The sequence below is a fragment of the Streptomyces sp. NBC_00690 genome, assembly GCF_036226685.1.
In the GTDB taxonomy this organism is placed as follows: domain Bacteria; phylum Actinomycetota; class Actinomycetes; order Streptomycetales; family Streptomycetaceae; genus Streptomyces.
This window is the reverse complement of the sequence record NZ_CP109009.1, coordinates 1012268-1026697: the sequence shown is the minus strand read 5'-3', so window position 1 is coordinate 1026697 and position 14430 is coordinate 1012268. Positions and strand designations below refer to the sequence as shown.

Annotated in this window: 11 protein-coding genes; 8 read left to right on the top strand and 3 right to left on the bottom strand. The window is 68.0% G+C overall.

Going from position 1 to position 14430, the window contains the following annotated elements:
• Nucleotides 1-290: 290 nt before the first annotated feature.
• Nucleotides 291-1724, bottom strand: a complete 1434-nt coding sequence (locus OID54_RS04470; protein WP_329014215.1) for an MFS transporter — start codon at nucleotides 1722-1724, stop codon at nucleotides 291-293.
• A 547-nt stretch (nucleotides 1725-2271) separates the two neighbouring features.
• Between OID54_RS04470 and OID54_RS04465 the strand changes: the two genes are divergently transcribed.
• From OID54_RS04465 to OID54_RS04455, 3 genes are all read left to right on the top strand, one after another.
• A complete protein-coding gene (locus OID54_RS04465) occupies nucleotides 2272-3426 on the top strand; it encodes a N(5)-(carboxyethyl)ornithine synthase (protein WP_329014212.1) in 1155 nt (384 codons plus the stop codon).
• Nucleotides 3427-3882: 456 nt separating this feature from the next.
• Entirely contained in the window at nucleotides 3883-4158 is a 276-nt protein-coding gene (locus OID54_RS04460) for a hypothetical protein (protein WP_329014209.1), read from the top strand.
• Between the two features lie 121 nt (nucleotides 4159-4279).
• The gene (locus tag OID54_RS04455; protein WP_329014206.1) at nucleotides 4280-5011 is read left to right on the top strand and encodes a class I SAM-dependent methyltransferase; all 732 of its coding nucleotides are present in this window, start codon (nucleotides 4280-4282) and stop codon (nucleotides 5009-5011) included.
• Between the two features lie 177 nt (nucleotides 5012-5188).
• Here OID54_RS04455 and OID54_RS04450 read toward each other — a convergent pair whose 3' ends face one another.
• Nucleotides 5189-5725: an EF-hand domain-containing protein gene (locus tag OID54_RS04450; RefSeq protein WP_329014203.1), complete on the bottom strand. Its 537-nt coding sequence runs from the start codon at nucleotides 5723-5725 to the stop codon at nucleotides 5189-5191.
• A 977-nt stretch (nucleotides 5726-6702) separates the two neighbouring features.
• On the opposite strand from OID54_RS04450, the gene OID54_RS04445 reads away from it, so the two are divergent.
• Both OID54_RS04445 and OID54_RS04440 read left to right on the top strand, forming a co-directional pair.
• Complete coding sequence (locus OID54_RS04445) at nucleotides 6703-8148, top strand: amidase (protein ID WP_329014201.1); 1446 nt, start codon at nucleotides 6703-6705, stop codon at nucleotides 8146-8148.
• A 92-nt stretch (nucleotides 8149-8240) separates the two neighbouring features.
• Nucleotides 8241-9470 (top strand): alpha/beta hydrolase family protein, encoded by a 1230-nt coding sequence (locus OID54_RS04440; RefSeq protein WP_329014199.1) that lies wholly within the window; start codon nucleotides 8241-8243, stop codon nucleotides 9468-9470.
• Between the two features lie 6 nt (nucleotides 9471-9476).
• Here OID54_RS04440 and OID54_RS04435 read toward each other — a convergent pair.
• A protein-coding gene (locus tag OID54_RS04435; RefSeq protein WP_329013717.1) for an IS5 family transposase occupies nucleotides 9477-10297 on the bottom strand; the annotation gives its coding sequence in 2 pieces (ribosomal slippage) (nucleotides 9477-9937 and nucleotides 9937-10297; 822 coding nt in all).
• Between the two features lie 309 nt (nucleotides 10298-10606).
• On the opposite strand from OID54_RS04435, the gene OID54_RS04430 reads away from it, so the two are divergent.
• From OID54_RS04430 to OID54_RS04420, 3 genes are all read left to right on the top strand, one after another.
• Nucleotides 10607-12082, top strand: a complete 1476-nt coding sequence (locus OID54_RS04430; RefSeq protein WP_329014196.1) for an MFS transporter — start codon at nucleotides 10607-10609, stop codon at nucleotides 12080-12082.
• Between the two features lie 11 nt (nucleotides 12083-12093).
• Complete coding sequence (locus OID54_RS04425) at nucleotides 12094-12885, top strand: SDR family NAD(P)-dependent oxidoreductase (protein WP_329014193.1); 792 nt, start codon at nucleotides 12094-12096, stop codon at nucleotides 12883-12885.
• A gap of 202 nt (nucleotides 12886-13087) precedes the next feature.
• Nucleotides 13088-14341: an aminotransferase class V-fold PLP-dependent enzyme gene (locus tag OID54_RS04420; protein WP_329014190.1), complete on the top strand. Its 1254-nt coding sequence runs from the start codon at nucleotides 13088-13090 to the stop codon at nucleotides 14339-14341.
• Nucleotides 14342-14430: the final 89 nt, after the last annotated feature.

Below are 14430 nucleotides of genomic sequence, written 5' to 3'. Positions count from 1 at the left end.
TAAGCAGTCAAGGACGACAAAATGTGCTACGTGGCCTTCCTTGATGTCTAGTGAAGTGGTCGCCTCGGGGAAATAGCTGTGCAGCATCCTGCTCAATCGTGTGCAGTATCGTGTTGCTCTGGCATATGTCAGAGCGTGGTGATCGCATCATCGAGTGGCGGCACGCAGACCGGGCCCGCTGGTGTTCCCGCGGGCCCGCGGTCAGTTCCTGAAGCACAGATGCCGTCTGGCCGGGCTCCTTGCCCGGCCAGACGGCACATATGTGGTGAGGGTGTGACGGTCGTGGGTGGTCAGGCCGCGTCCGCCTTGGCGGGCTGCTCCTTACGGTCGGGGGCGGTGCGGAGGGTGAGCAGTGATGCGAGTGCGCCGACGGCGGCGAGGGCCGCTGCGCCGAGGAAGGCCGCGGAGAACCCGTCGGTGAGCGCGCCGGGGTCGCCGAGTTCACGGGCGCCGTACGCCGATGCCACGGCTGTCATCGCGGCCAGGCCGAGAGCGGATCCGACCTGGTAGCTGGTGTTGACGATGCCGGAGGCAAGGCCGCCTTCCTCGGGGCGCGCGCTGGACAGCGCGGTGCCGAGGGAGGGGATGAAGGCCAGTGACATGCCCACGGCGGCCAGCAGTGAGGCGGGCAGGACGTCGACCCAGAAAGTGCCGTCCGCCCGGGCGAAGGACAGCCACAGCATGCCGGCCGCGAGGGCCAGCAGGCCGGTGACGATCAGCGGCTTGGTCCCGAAGCGGGCCATCAGACGGGGTGCCAGGACAATCATCATGATCATGATGGCGACCGTCATGGGCAGCAGGGCCGCTCCGGAGGCGAAGGCGCCCAGTCCCAGCACCTGCTGGAGGTAGAGGTTGAGGAAGAACCACATCGGGATCCACGCGGCGGCCATCAGCAACTGCGCGATGTTCGCACCGGCCAGGTTGGGTGCGCGCCAGATCCCCAGACGCATCAGCGGCTCACGGCGCTTGGACTGGATGGCGATGAACGCGCCGATCAGGGCCACGCCGGCCAACAACACGAGCCAGGTCTGACCTGAGCCCCAGCCGATTTCGGGGGCGCGGACGATGGCGAAGACGGCGGTGGCCAGTCCCGCGGTGACGGTGGCCGCTCCCGCGAGGTCGATGGAGCCACGGCGTACCGGGGCCGAGGGCATGACGCTCGGGACCGCGGCCAGCACGATCAGGGCGATCGGGATGTTGATGTAGAACACCCAGGGCCAGCTGGCGTACTCGGTGATGACGCCGCCGAGGAAGACGCCGGCGGTGCCGCCGGCCGGTGCGGCGGCGCCGTACAGGGCCAGCGCCTTGGTCAGCTCCTTGGGGCGGGAGCCGAAGAGCATCATCAGCAGGGTCAGGGCGGCCGGTGCTATCAGCGCGGCGCCGACGCCCTGGAGGGCGCGGCCCGTCAGTTCGGTCCAGACCGAGGAGGCGAGACCGGCGACCAGGGAGCCCCCGGCGAGCACGGTCCAGCCGGCGATGAAGATCCGTCTGGCGCCGAACAGATCGGACAGTCGTCCGCCGAGCAGGAGCAGCCCGCCGAAGGCGATGACGTAGGCGTTGAACACCCAGGACAGGTCCTCCTGGGAGAAGCCCAGGTCAATCTGCATCTTGGGGAGTGCCACACCAATGATGGACGTGTCCATGATGACCGTGAACTGGGCCAGGGCGATGAGGGCAAGCGCCGTCCAGCGGCGCGGACTGGGTGGTGCAGCAGGGGTCGACACAGCGTTCTCCTATACCGGAGGGGGGTATGTTCGTTCGAAGAAGCAATATACCCCCCTCGGGTATTCCGGGGTTCTTCGGGTCGATCTTTCGGCGGCCCGCTCCCGGCCGGGGAATCCCCGTCCGGCATGGCACGGCGTGTCCGTCCCGTCGACGTTCGGCGACGGTGTCGACCTCGCCACCGTGCAGCCCCAAGGACTCACGGACGGCGCCCGGGCTCGCCGCCGTGCACCGGTCGCGATGGGGTGACGTGCCGCCCTGGATTCACGCAGCCCTGTTCGATTCGACGGAGGGTCCCGCGGCGCGGTGCAGTGCGCCGCACATGCCCTGGTGACCAGGAACGATCGTCTGAACACCCGGACCCGGCAGAGCTGGAACCGCGACTCCTCCGCGCGCACGCGCGAGCGGGCAGCGCGCCTTCCACCGTCGAGATGGGAGTACGGTGGCGCTACCGAGCGCACCTCGCACGCCGTCATCCGTTTCGGCGTCGCCCTCGGGGAACGGCAATGCCGGAGCGCAACGCGCCCGGCCGGAAAAGAGCCGCCCCACATGAGTTTGATGAGTCTCGGAGTGCTCGCCTCCTCGCATAAGGAGAACGAGTTCCGGTTGCCGCTGCACCCCGGCCACCTCAACAGGATCGCCCCGGACGTACGCGAGAGGATCTTCCTCGAAGAGGGCTACGGCCAGCGGTTCGGCGTCGCCGATGACGCGCTGAGACCGCTCGTGGCCGGCCTGCGTTCTCGCGAACAGCTCCTCGCCGAGTGCGACATCATGCTGCTGCCGAAGCCCATGCACGACGACATCGCCGAACTGCGCGAGGGCCAAGTGCTCTGGGGATGGCCCCACTGCGTGCAGGACGCGAAGATGACGCAGATAGCGATCGACCGACGGCTGACCCTGATCGCCTGGGAGGCCATGAACCACTGGACCTCCACAGGCGCCTTCAGTGTCCATGTCTTCCACAAGAACAATGAGCTCGCTGGTTACTGCTCGGTGTTGCACGCCCTCCAGCTCGGCGGTTTGACCGGCAGCTACGGGCGCCGCCTGCGTGCGGTGGTCATAAGCTTCGGGGCCACGGCCCGTGGAGCCGTCACGGGCCTGGGCGCCATGGGAGTTTCCGACGTCACGGTGCTGACCCAGCGCGCCGCAGCAGCAGTGGCTTCGCCGATGCCCTCGGTGGTGATGGGCCACTTCGGGGCGCAGGACGACGACCCGTCACGTCTGCGGGCCTTCACCGCGGCCGGTTCCGTGCCACTGGCGGAGTACCTGGCAGGGTTCGACGTCATCGTCAACTGCGTCATGCAGGACACGGACGCGCCCCTGATGTTCGTCAACAATGAGGAACTCGCGCTGTTCCGACCGGGCACCTTCTTCGTCGATGTCGCCTGCGACGAGGGCATGGGCTTCGAATGGGCCCGTCCGACCACCTTCAGCGAGCCGATGCACACGGTGGGGTCGGGCTGCCACTACTACGGGGTGGATCACAGCCCCTCCCACCTGTGGCACTCCGCCACCTGGGAAATCAGTGAGGCGCTCCTTCCCTACCTCCGCAAGGTCATGAGCGGCCCCGAGGCATGGGACGACGACGTCACGGTCAAGAAGGCCATCGAGATTCGGGACGGCGTCATCCAGAACCCGAAGATCCTCTCCTTCCAGCACCGGTCAGCCGTCCATCCCCATGCTCCCGAGGCTCCGGCCGTCTAGCCGACCCTCGACGCGGTCGGTCGACGTGAACGCTGGCCCTCCGGGCGAGACGTCGCTTCGGGCTGGCCAAATTGATGGTGGGCGGCCACCCCAAGTGGCCGCCCACCATCAACTGCCATGTATGCGTACGAGGTTCGAGCGGCTGGGTGCCTTGCCGTAGGGCCCTGGGCGACCCGATCCGGGCCCCTGTTCGCAGTGGTCCGGACCTATCCGGAACCGAACCCCTCTGGCCCCCCGTCATGAGGGCTGAGGACCCGGCGGGACCACCGGATACACGAGTAAGCCCCGCCATCTTCGAATGGCTGGCCTATTATCAGCCGGAATATTCGCATATCGGCCAATTTGTTATGGGAATATGTGCTTCCCATTGATTCATGCGATGTACAGGGACACTCTTCTTTTCGCCACCGGGGCAGGGACCCCGACGGCGAAGACGACGAGGGAGGGCTCAACCTCATGTCTGTTCGCAAGGTATTCGCCACCATGGCCGTCGCGGCGGCCATGGCCGGTGCCGGACTCATGACGGCTCCTACGGCCCAGGCAGCACCCCAGACCGCGTCGGCCACATCGGCGATCGGTCCCACGAGTTGGTCCCCCCGGGGCGACTACGCCACCGAGGGCGAGTGTGGATATGCCGGCTGGTGGTTCACCACGTGGGGCGGTGCGTCCCTCTACAAGTGCGATTTCAACCCGACCACCCAGCGGTTCGACCTCAGCATCTGGCGTCCCTGACCCTCGGACTGCGCCACGAGCATGAAGCGCCCGCGACCGGTGACCCGGCCGCGGGCGCCTGCCGTCGGGTCTCGACAGAAACCCGGTGGCTGTTGGGGCCGGCCATGACTACGTTCGCCGCATGGCTGACGACTGTTTTGCGCACCCACGGCTCGCTGCGATCTATGACCCCCTCCACTCCGACCGCAGCGATCTGGATGCCTACCTCCAGGTCGCGGAAGAACTTGAGGCCCGCCGGGTGCTGGACATCGGCTGCGGCACAGGAGTGTTCGCCCTTCTCCTGGCTCACCGCGGGGTGGAGGTCGTGGGTGTCGATCCCGCACTGGCGTCCATCGATGTCGCCCGGGCCAAACCGGGCGGTGAGCGAGTGCACTGGATCTGCGGCGACGCGACGGACCTTCCCCCGCTCCAGGTCGACCTCGCGACGATGACGGCGAACGTCGCACAGGCCATCAGCGACCCGCACACCTGGCAGAACACACTGAGGGGCGCCTACGAGGCACTACGCCCCGGCGGCCATCTGGTCTTCGAGACCCGGGACCCGGCCAGACGCGCCTGGGAGGAGTGGACCCGCGAGAACACCTACGAAGTGGCGGAGATCCCGGGCATCGGCGCCGTGAAGAACTGGGGCCAGGTGATCGATGTGAGCCCGCCTCTGGTGACCTTTCGCTGGACCTACCGGTTCGCAGTGGACGGACACGTCCTGACATCGGATTCGACGCTGCGCTTCCGGGAGCGAGAGGAAGTCGAGCGGGACCTGCTCGCAGAGGGCTATGTCGTGGAGGAGATCCGCGATGCACCCGACCGTCCAGGCAAGGAGTTCGTCTTCCTGGCACGTCGTCCGGTGGCCTGACGAGTCCTTCGACGCGGGCCACTCCGGAGATACCGAGGCAAGGGCCCACGTACCCAAGGAGACATGGATCCGTCCGCGGACGTCCGCCGGCTCATGGCCCGTGCCGCGGTCCCACGATCGGCCCCACAACGGGCCGACCCGCGGTCGGGACGATGCTGTTCCGAGTAAGGGGACTCGTCAGGAAGCAGCGACCGGAACGAGGCGGTCGCCGGCGATGCCGGCCTTTTCGGGACGGTAGTAGTCCCGGATGCCCTCCTCCCAGGTGGCGACCGGGATGCGGTCGCCGTCCACCGGACCGAAGACATCGAACAGTTCGCCGATGTTGTGCTGTTCAAACCCGATGGCAGTCATCAGAGCGAGGAAGTCGGGCCGGGTGACGAACCCGTCGCCGTCCGGATCGCCCATCGCCGCGAGGGCTTTCGCGAACTCGTCGACGGCTGCGTCGAATCGCTGCGGATCGAGCACGACCGCAGTGAACTCCTCCGGGCTGATCCGCCCATCACCGTTGGCGTCCAACTCGACCACGAGCGTGTCACCGTACCGTCGGAACGCGGAGAGCAGTGCCTGCCCGGGCTCCTCATCGGCGGCAGGAAGAGCCGCGACCGTCCGGCGGGCCATCAGTTCGAAGTCGGCGGGCTCAAGAAAGCCGTTGCCGTCGGCGTCGAAGAGGGAGAACACGAGCTGTGCACGGGCGATGGCCTCGTTGGTGGGCATGGGGGTGACACCTCTACTTCCCGGGAGTGTGCGGTTTGCCGAGGACATGCCCTCGGCGGTCGACCCCACTATCCGGGCGGCCTTCGGCTCCCGGCAGACAAAGACCCCAAGTGCACACCATCGAAGTCAAAGCGCAGGCTCAGCGCATGGCGCGACCACGACTGGGCAAGGCGTGGTACACCAAGACGCCAAGACGCCCAGCCGGGCGGGCCGGCCGGCCTAAGGCCACCGCGCCGGTCGAGCGCAGGTCCGTGATCCGCGTCACGTGTCGGCATCGAAAACACCGCTGACGACACTCCCCATCGGACGCTCCGAGTCCGGAACCTGCCGGCAGCGGACCTGTATCTCGGACCTGTACCGCTCTGGGGCTGCGGGGTGGCTGGACCGCCCGGCAATCGGCAGCCCCCGTGGCCCAACGGCCTTGCGGACAGCGGACGAAGAGGGAAAGGGACGTTGCCGCAGCGGCCGGTGCGGGCCCGATGGGACCGGTCTCCCGCCGCTTTCCCCTGGTCGATGATCCAAGCCGGTGTAGTCGGCTGCCGCACCCCGCAGGATGGCTTCGAGGTCCGCGACCAGCACTTCCATGCCCTGGGTGACGGTCGGGGTGCAGTGCCCCGCTCGTGGCGTCCGTCCTCCTGTGGCCGGATCGAACCGGCACCCGTCATCCCCGCTCAGAAGGTGCCGCGGCAGACGGATGTCTTCCGGTGGCACGGCCGGTTGATCCGCGAACCCGGGCGGGGCCGGAGGCGAGCACGGGTGACTCGTTTCAGCTCCAGGCAACCGTTCCGGGCCACACCAGTGCGCCGTCGTCCATCGACAAGGGTGCCTCGCGGCGCTGTCGCGCGACTTTCGGCGCCGCCGCGCAGTTCAAAAAATCCTCTGCCAACCCTCTTGCGTGATCGCGGGACGCCAGGGTTATGCTCCCGCCATGATTAAAGAGCTTAACTACTTTCGAGTAGGGGAGAAGTGGCCGCCCTATGAGCGAACCATCTGAGTTTGACGCGCTGGGTCAGGCAGAGTTGATCCGTACCGGACAAATATCGCCGAAGGATCTTCTGGAAGCCGCTATCGAGCGTATCGAGCAGGTCAATCCAGAAATCAACGCGGTCATTCACACCATGTATGACGAAGCGCGTTCGACCGCTTCCGGAGTGCTACCCGAAGGTCCGTTCACCGGAGTTCCCTTTCTCCTGAAGGACGGCGGCGGAGTCGGATACGCCGGGGTCCCGATGACCTCCGCGAGCAGATTCCTCGCGGACTACGTGCCCACCGACGACGGCGAACTCACCCGACGCTACAAAGCCGCCGGTCTCGTGGTGTGCGGCAAGACGAATCTGCCCGAGTTCGGACTGCTGCCCACCACCGAACCCGAACTGCACGGGCCCACCCGCAACCCCTGGGACACCGGTCTGTCGGCGGGCGGGTCGAGCGGTGGTGCGGCGGCGGCCGTCGCCGCGCGGATGGTGCCCATGGCCAACGCGAGTGACAGCGGCGGGTCGATCCGCGTTCCGGCCGGGAACTGCGGGGTGTTCGGGATGAAGCCGACCCGGCTCCGGATCTCCTCGGCCCGCCGCAAGGCCGGACTCTCCCCCCGGATCGCCATACTCAGCGAGCACGCGGTGACCCTGAGCGTGCGGGACTGCGCCGCCCTGCTCGATGCCACCGCCGGACCGCTGCGCGGCGACCCCTACACGGCGCCGCGGCCCGAGCGCCCGTATCTGGAGGAGACCCGACGCGACCCGGGGCGGCTGCGGATCGTCTTCAGCCGCCAGTCGCCCACCGGTTCACCGCTCCATCCCGACTGTCTGGCGGCGGTCGAGGACGCGGCCCGTCTCTGCGAGGGCCTCGGACACCATGTCGAGGAGGGCACGCCCCGACTGGACGCCGCCGGGATCGCCAAGGCGTTCAGCGCGGTGTCGTCGGCCGGGTTCGCCTGGGATGTGGCGCGGATGGAGCAGACCCTCGGCCGGCAGGCCCGTGAGCAGGACTTCGAGGCCGGCACCTGGGCGATGATCCAGGGCGGACGGTCCGTGACCACCGGGCTGGGAGAGTACTTCGACGCCCTCGCCGAGTTGCAGACGCTCTGCGACGGACTGGCCGCCTTCCAGGAGCCGTACGACGTCTGGTTGACGCCCACTGCGGGCGCGCCCGCGCCGCCGCTCGGCTCCTTCACCTCGACACCCGAGGACCCGACGCGTGGACTGCGCGCCTCTGCCGCCTTTCTCCCGTTCACGATGCTGATCAACATCACGGGACAGCCCGCGATGTCCGTTCCCCTCTACTGGAATTCCGCCGGTATCCCCATCGGAACCCATTTCATCGGACCCTACGGTGACGAAGGGCTGTTGTACCGGCTGGCCGCGCAATTGGAAGCCGCGCGCCCCTGGGCCGGACGCATCCCGCCCGTGCTGAATCCTCGTTGATTCGGCAGATCATTCACCGACAGCTCATTCAGGAGTCTGACCAAAAGGCCCTCGCGGTCCTGACGGGACCCGTATCAATGAGGAGAACTGCTTTGTCCACGAATACCGAAGCATGGCCCAACCCGCTGATTGCCGGGCCTCGATGGACTTCACACCAGTTCATCGCCAGCGAAGTGATGGACGACCAGATCAAGCACCAGTTGAGCATGATGTTCTTCGGCATGTCAGATCTGGGCGAATGTCTTGAGGTCGCCCGTCAGATACGTGTCGACGACGAGGAAAGCTGGGTCGCGGCATGGAGCGAACGCGCCCATGCGCTCCAGCAGCGCGCCGAAGCCGCGGAAAAGCGCGGCCGGAACGTCACGGCGGGCGACGCCTATCTGCGTGCCTCCACCTACTGGCGTGCTTCGCTGATGCATTTCAGCCACCCGGAGGATCCCCGTACCCGCGCGAACGCCATCAGCAGCTACGACCGCTATCTGACGCTGTCGGGGTATCCCGGGGAGCCCGTGCGAATACCGTACGAGGGAAGCTTTCTGCACTCCTACCTCTACCGCAGTCCGGTCGCCAAGGGCCCTGCGCCGCTACTGATCTTCTTCCAGGGTCGGGACGCCTGGCCGGAGGACACCCGCTGGGTCTACGACGGAGCCATCCGACGCGGATACCACTGTCTGTCCGTGCAGTGTCCTGGCCAGGGGCTGACCCTACGGCTCAACAATCTGCCGTTCCGGTACGACTGGGAGAAGGTCGTCACCCCGATCGTGGATGTCGCCGTCACCCTCGACGGAGTGGCGCCGGACCGTATCGGTCTGATGGGGCTGAGCTTCGGCGGCTATCTGGCCCCCCGCGCCGCCGCCTTCGAGAAGCGGCTCAAGGTGTGCGTCGCCAACCCGGGTGTTCTGCACTGGGGTGACTCCATCCGGTCCGGGCTCCCCGAGTCGCTCGGCGACGCGCTGGCTGCCGGGCCCGAGGTGTTCAACGGGGCCGTCGCGTCGATGGCCGCCCACTCACCGCTGGCCGAATGGTTCCTGCGCGACTCCGCGTGGAAGCACGGGACCTCGACGCCGTACGAGCTCTTCCAGGAGTTCGATGCCTGCGATCTCACCGATGTCGCGGCCGGGATCGAGTGCGAGACCCTGGTGATGGACGGTGCGGAGGAACGATTCTCCACCGGTCAGGCGGAGTTGTTGTACGACGCTCTGGCCTGCCCCAAGGAGTTCATGCTCTTCGACGAGGACAGCACCGCACAGTTGCACTGCCAAAACGGTGGAACCGCAACTGCCGCCGAGTACACCTTCGACTGGCTCGACGGGCGGCTCTAAGAGGAGCTAACACAATGCCTGGACTCGTCTGTAGGTGATCACGCAGCAGGCGAGTTTCAGGAACGCTTCGTGGATGTCGTCGCGGATGTCCCAGCGGATCCGTAGCCGTCGGAAGCCATGAATCCAAGCGTTCGTGCGCTCGACGACCCACCGAACAGTGCCTAGGCCGGAGCCGTGGGGCACGCCCCGGCGAGCGATGACTGGTTTGATGCCGCGCTTCCACAGCAGTCGGCGGTACTTGTCGTAGTCGTAGCCTCGGTCGGCGAACAGCTGCCGGGGACGGTGGCGTGGCCGGCCGGTGGTCCCGCGGATGCGGGGGATCGCGTCGAGTAGGGGCAGTAGCTGGGTGACGTCGTGGCGGTTTCCGCCGGTCAGGGTGATGGCAAGCGGTGTGCCGACGGCATCGGTGATGATGTGGTGCTTCGAGCCGGGCCGGGCGCGGTCGACCGGGCTCGGCCCGGTTTTGGGCCGCCCCGACGGGCTTGGCGGTGCGAGCCGTCGATCACCGCCCGGGACCAGTCCAGCTTCCCCGCGCGATGCAGTTCGGTGAGAAGCAGCTGGTGCAGCCGGTCCCAGACACCGGCCTCGTGCCAGTCCCGCAGCCTCCGCCAGCACGTCATTCCGGAGCCGAACCCGAGCTCCTGCGGCAGCCACTCCCACTGGATCCCGGTGTGCAGCACGAACAAGATGCCCTGCAGGCAACCGCGGTCATCAAGCGGCAGCCGCCCCGGGTTGCACGACCGGCGCTGCCTGACCGGCAGCAGCGGCTCGACCCGCATCCACAGGTCGTCCGACACCACCCACGGCGGACCATTCCCCTTCCCCATACCCCGCCCAACGATCCGCCAGGGGAAGAGGACATGGCTTCCACCACAGCTTTCTGTTAGCTCCTCTAAGACCTCCCGGCCCCGGGCCGCCCCCGCGGATTGCGGGATCTTCACCGCAGAACCCTCCGGTATCCGTCCAGCCTCCTCCGTACCCGAACAACCCTTTAGGTGCCTGCCCGTCGGCTCCAGTACCGGCGGTTCCAGGACCTGTTCCGTGCGCCCCCTCCGCCGGAACCGTGCATTCCCCCCACTCCCCGCGTCCCCGCCTCACCCCCTCCCTCCCCCAGGGACCCTTCAGGGAGTACGCCCATGTCCAATCCCCTTCCCCGGGTCGCCGCACCCGGGGTCCCTCCTGCGCAACCACCCGGAGAGCCACCCGGGCCCGCCAAGAGCCTCCACGATGTGACCGGCTCCCCGGTCGACGACATCACGGCCCCCGGCCTCATCGCCCCCGGCCCCTTCGACTCCACCGGTCTGAGACTGCGTGACACCCTCCGGCGCGGTGGGTGGAGCATCTGTCTGCTCGCCGTACCCCTCGTCGTGATGGAGCAACTGAGTCGCGAGGCGACCAGCACCCTCGCCCCCGACATCCGCAACACCTTCGGCATCTCCGACGCCGCGTTCGTCGCCACCGCCGGGTTCACCGGTGTCGCACTGGTCCTCGGTGGGATACCCATGGCCTGGTTGGCCGTCCGGGTCAACCGTAAGAAGCTCGTCGTGGTCTCGGCCGTCGTCGGGACCATGTCCCTGATCGGTGCCGGGCTCGCCCAGAACGTCTGGCACCTCTTCACCGCCTACGCCTTCATCGGACTGGCGGCGGCATACTCCAACCCCGTCTTCGGTTCCCTGATCGCCGACGCCTACCCCGTCGAGGGACGCGGCCGGATCTACGCCCTCCATGCGACGGCCACCCCGATCGGCCAGGCCGTCGGGCCCGCGCTCGCCGGGTCGCTGGCCGGTCTTGCGGGCGAAGGCGGCGAGTCCTGGCGCTGGGCCTACATCGGCCTTGCGGTGCCGTACGCACTGCTCGCCATCGCAGCGGCCGTCTTTTTGAAGGAACCGCAGCGCGGTGGGGCCGATCTGCCCGCGACCCAGGGCGATACGGCCGGTCCAGCCGCCGAGGAGCGCCCCGTCGGGATCTTCCACGGCTTCCGGCAGATGATGCAGGTCAAGACGTTCCTCTTTATGTGCCTCGGCATCGGCGTCCTCGGGCTGGCCCTGTTCACCGTGCCGGTCCAGATGTCGCTCCTGCTGGGCGACGAGTACCACTTGGACGCCTTCGACCGCGGACTGATCTTCTCACTGACCCAACTACCCGTGATCGGCGCCATGGTGGCCGGCGGCCAGTACTTCGACCGGGTGTTTCGGCAACGGCCGGAGATGACCGTGCTGATCGCCGGCGGCTCGATCCTCGTGTACGGGGTCATCATCTCGGGCGGCATCTGGTTCCGGCCCGTCTGGCTGCTGCTCGCCGCCTACGTCCTGGCCTCGATGTGCGTTGGGATCGCGCTGGTGTGTGTGGGTCCGCTGGTCGCGGCGGTCTCACCGCACCGGCTGCGGGCGCAGGCGTTCGCCTTCCTCCCCGTCTTCACCTTCCTGATGGGCGGCTTCTTCGGCTCCATCTTCGCCGGATTCATCTCCGACTCCTTCGGGCCCCGCACCGCGATCACCTCCGCCGTGGCCTTCTCGGCCTTCACCGCAGGGCTCCTCTTCCTCCGCGGTCGCAGCCATCTGCGGCACGACATTGCGGTGGCGGCCAGGGAGCCGGACCCCGTACCCGTCTGAAAGGACTGGCCATGTCTTCGTCATCGCAACCCGCGGGGGCTCCGACGTCGGCGCCCCACCCGTTCGATCTGCACGGCAGAACGGCGATCGTCACGGGCGCGAGTTCCGGCATCGGCGCCGAGATCGCACGGGCCCTCGGGGCTGCGGGCTGTGACGTCGTCCTCGTCGGCCGCTCGGCGGACCGGCTGACCGCCGCCGCGGACGAGGTCGCCGCGACCGGGGCCGCGCAACTGGCGGTCGCCGCCGATCTGCGCGAGGACGATGCCCCACGCCAGGTCATCGAGGCGGCGATCGAACGATTCGGTCGACTCGACGTCCTGGTGCACTCCGCGGGCATCTACGCCCAGGCATCGCTGACGGACACCTCGGACGAGATGTTCGACGGACAGTGGGCGATCAATGTCCGCGCCCCGTTCCGCCTCACCCGGGCCGCCCGCCCCCATCTGACCCGGGGCGCATCGATCGTCTTCGTCTCCTCCATGTCCGGCCGCGTCGGCTCGCCCGACGACTGTGCCTACTGCGCATCGAAGGGCGCTGTCGAGCTGATGGTGAAGGCGCTCGCCACCGAACTGGCGCCGGCGGGTATCCGAGTCAACGCGGTGGCCCCCGGCAATGTGCACACCCCGATCAACGCCGAACTCATCACCCCGGAGTTGGAGAAGGAGATCGTGGCGACGACCCCCGCGGGCCGGGTGGGCGAAGTCGCCGACATCAGCCCGGCGGTGGTCTATCTCGCCTCGGACGCCTCGTCGTACGTGTACGGGGCCAGCCTCGCCGTCGACGGCGGGTTCACCGCCCAATAGCACCCTGCCGCCCGTGAGTCGTCAGCCGTGGGCCGACGACTCACGGCCCCCAGACGCCCGCCGCCGCGGCCCCGGCACACCCCCCGCCCACCGGGCCGCGGCGGCGGGCCCCACCCCCCGAGACCGGAGGCACGGCACCGGCGCAGACCACCGCACACCAGGCACCCATCCGAGATTCGCGATTCGAGTACGAGGACACGACATGACCACATTTCCCAGCGGCGTCGACCTGGACTGGTTCGAAGCCGAACTCCACCGTCTGGAAGAGGTCTCCCGCTTTCCGGAGATGCCGCGCAACCTCTTCGACGAGGGCCCCCATCTGATCACCACTCCGGAACTTCCCTGGGGCAACGCCGTACGCGAGGAGTCGGTCGCGGCCTACCTCCGCTTCATCCACGGCGAGACCTGGATCACCGGCGGCGGCGCGCGGGAGATGGAGGCGGAGGTCGTCGGGTGGTTGGGCGGGCTCATGGGCGCCGCGGCGCCGGCCGGGTTCATCACCTCGGGCGGCTCCGAGTCCAACATGTGCGCGATCCTCACCGCGAAGCAGCGGGCCGGACGCCGCGGCGGCAGTGTGGTCTTCCCGGACAACGGCCACTACTCGCTCCACAAGCTCTGCCGGATGTTCGACCTCGACCCCATCGTCGTGCCCGCCCCCGGGGGCCGGCTGGACCAGGTGGACCCGGAGGCCGTCGAGGCCGCCGTCCGGTCCGACACCATCGCCCTCATCGCCACGGCCGGGACCTGGGCGTACGGCAGTGTGGACCCGATCGTGGAGATGGGCGCGATCGCACAGCGCCACGGGCTCTATCTGCACGTCGACGGTGCCTTCGGCGGCTTCATCCTGCCGTTCCTGGAGCGCTCCGGTTATGACACCACCATCCCCGCCTGGGACTTCCGGGTCCCCGGGGTGTGTTCGATCAGCGCCGATCTGCACAAGAACGGCATGGCCCCGCCGCCCGCCGGCACCCTGCTCTTCCGGGACGACTCACTGCTCAAAGCGGCGAAGGAGATCTGCCCGCCCAACGGCACCATGTCCGGCACCCGGGGTGCGGGGCCGATCGCGGGCGCCTGGGCGATGGTGAAGCTGCTCGGCGAGCCGGGCTATACCGCGGTGTCGCTGAAGTCGATGGCGATGCGCGACGAACTCGCAGCCGGGGTCGCGGGGATCGACGGTCTCGACGTCCACCCGGGCTCACGGATCAATATGACCCTCATCCACTCCCGGACCCTCGATCTCCGGCCCGCAGCTGAGCAACTGCGCCGCAGGGGATGGATGTTCGCGGCCCGAGCCGTACCGGGGCCGGTGAGCCTCGTCGTCGTTCCCATGCCGCACAACGACGGCCAGACCACGGACTTCCTGCGGGACTTGCGCGAGTGCGTCGAGTCCGCGCCCCGGCTGGAGGGGACGGCCGCCGAGAAGTCCCTCGAACCCGTGTCCAGTTACGGCTTCTGAGCGTGCGCACCGAGAAGCGGAGACCCACCATGTCCGACCATCACCCCGCCCGGATCCACCACCAGGGGACCGACCACTCGAAGACCGAC

What these genes read in the sequence shown, in the direction of transcription:
- OID54_RS04460 (WP_329014209.1), top strand. Translation starts at nt 3,883, where the DNA reads ATGTCTGTTCGCAAGGTATTCGCCACCATGGCCGTCGCGGCGGCCATG.
- OID54_RS04465 (WP_329014212.1), top strand. Translation starts at nt 2,272, where the DNA reads ATGAGTTTGATGAGTCTCGGAGTGCTCGCCTCCTCGCATAAGGAGAAC.
- OID54_RS04425 (WP_329014193.1), top strand. Translation starts at nt 12,094, where the DNA reads ATGTCTTCGTCATCGCAACCCGCGGGGGCTCCGACGTCGGCGCCCCAC.
- OID54_RS04445 (WP_329014201.1), top strand. Translation starts at nt 6,703, where the DNA reads ATGAGCGAACCATCTGAGTTTGACGCGCTGGGTCAGGCAGAGTTGATC.
- OID54_RS04450 (WP_329014203.1), bottom strand. Translation starts at nt 5,725, where the DNA reads ATGCCCACCAACGAGGCCATCGCCCGTGCACAGCTCGTGTTCTCCCTC.
- OID54_RS04455 (WP_329014206.1), top strand. Translation starts at nt 4,280, where the DNA reads ATGGCTGACGACTGTTTTGCGCACCCACGGCTCGCTGCGATCTATGAC.
- OID54_RS04430 (WP_329014196.1), top strand. Translation starts at nt 10,607, where the DNA reads ATGTCCAATCCCCTTCCCCGGGTCGCCGCACCCGGGGTCCCTCCTGCG.
- OID54_RS04420 (WP_329014190.1), top strand. Translation starts at nt 13,088, where the DNA reads ATGACCACATTTCCCAGCGGCGTCGACCTGGACTGGTTCGAAGCCGAA.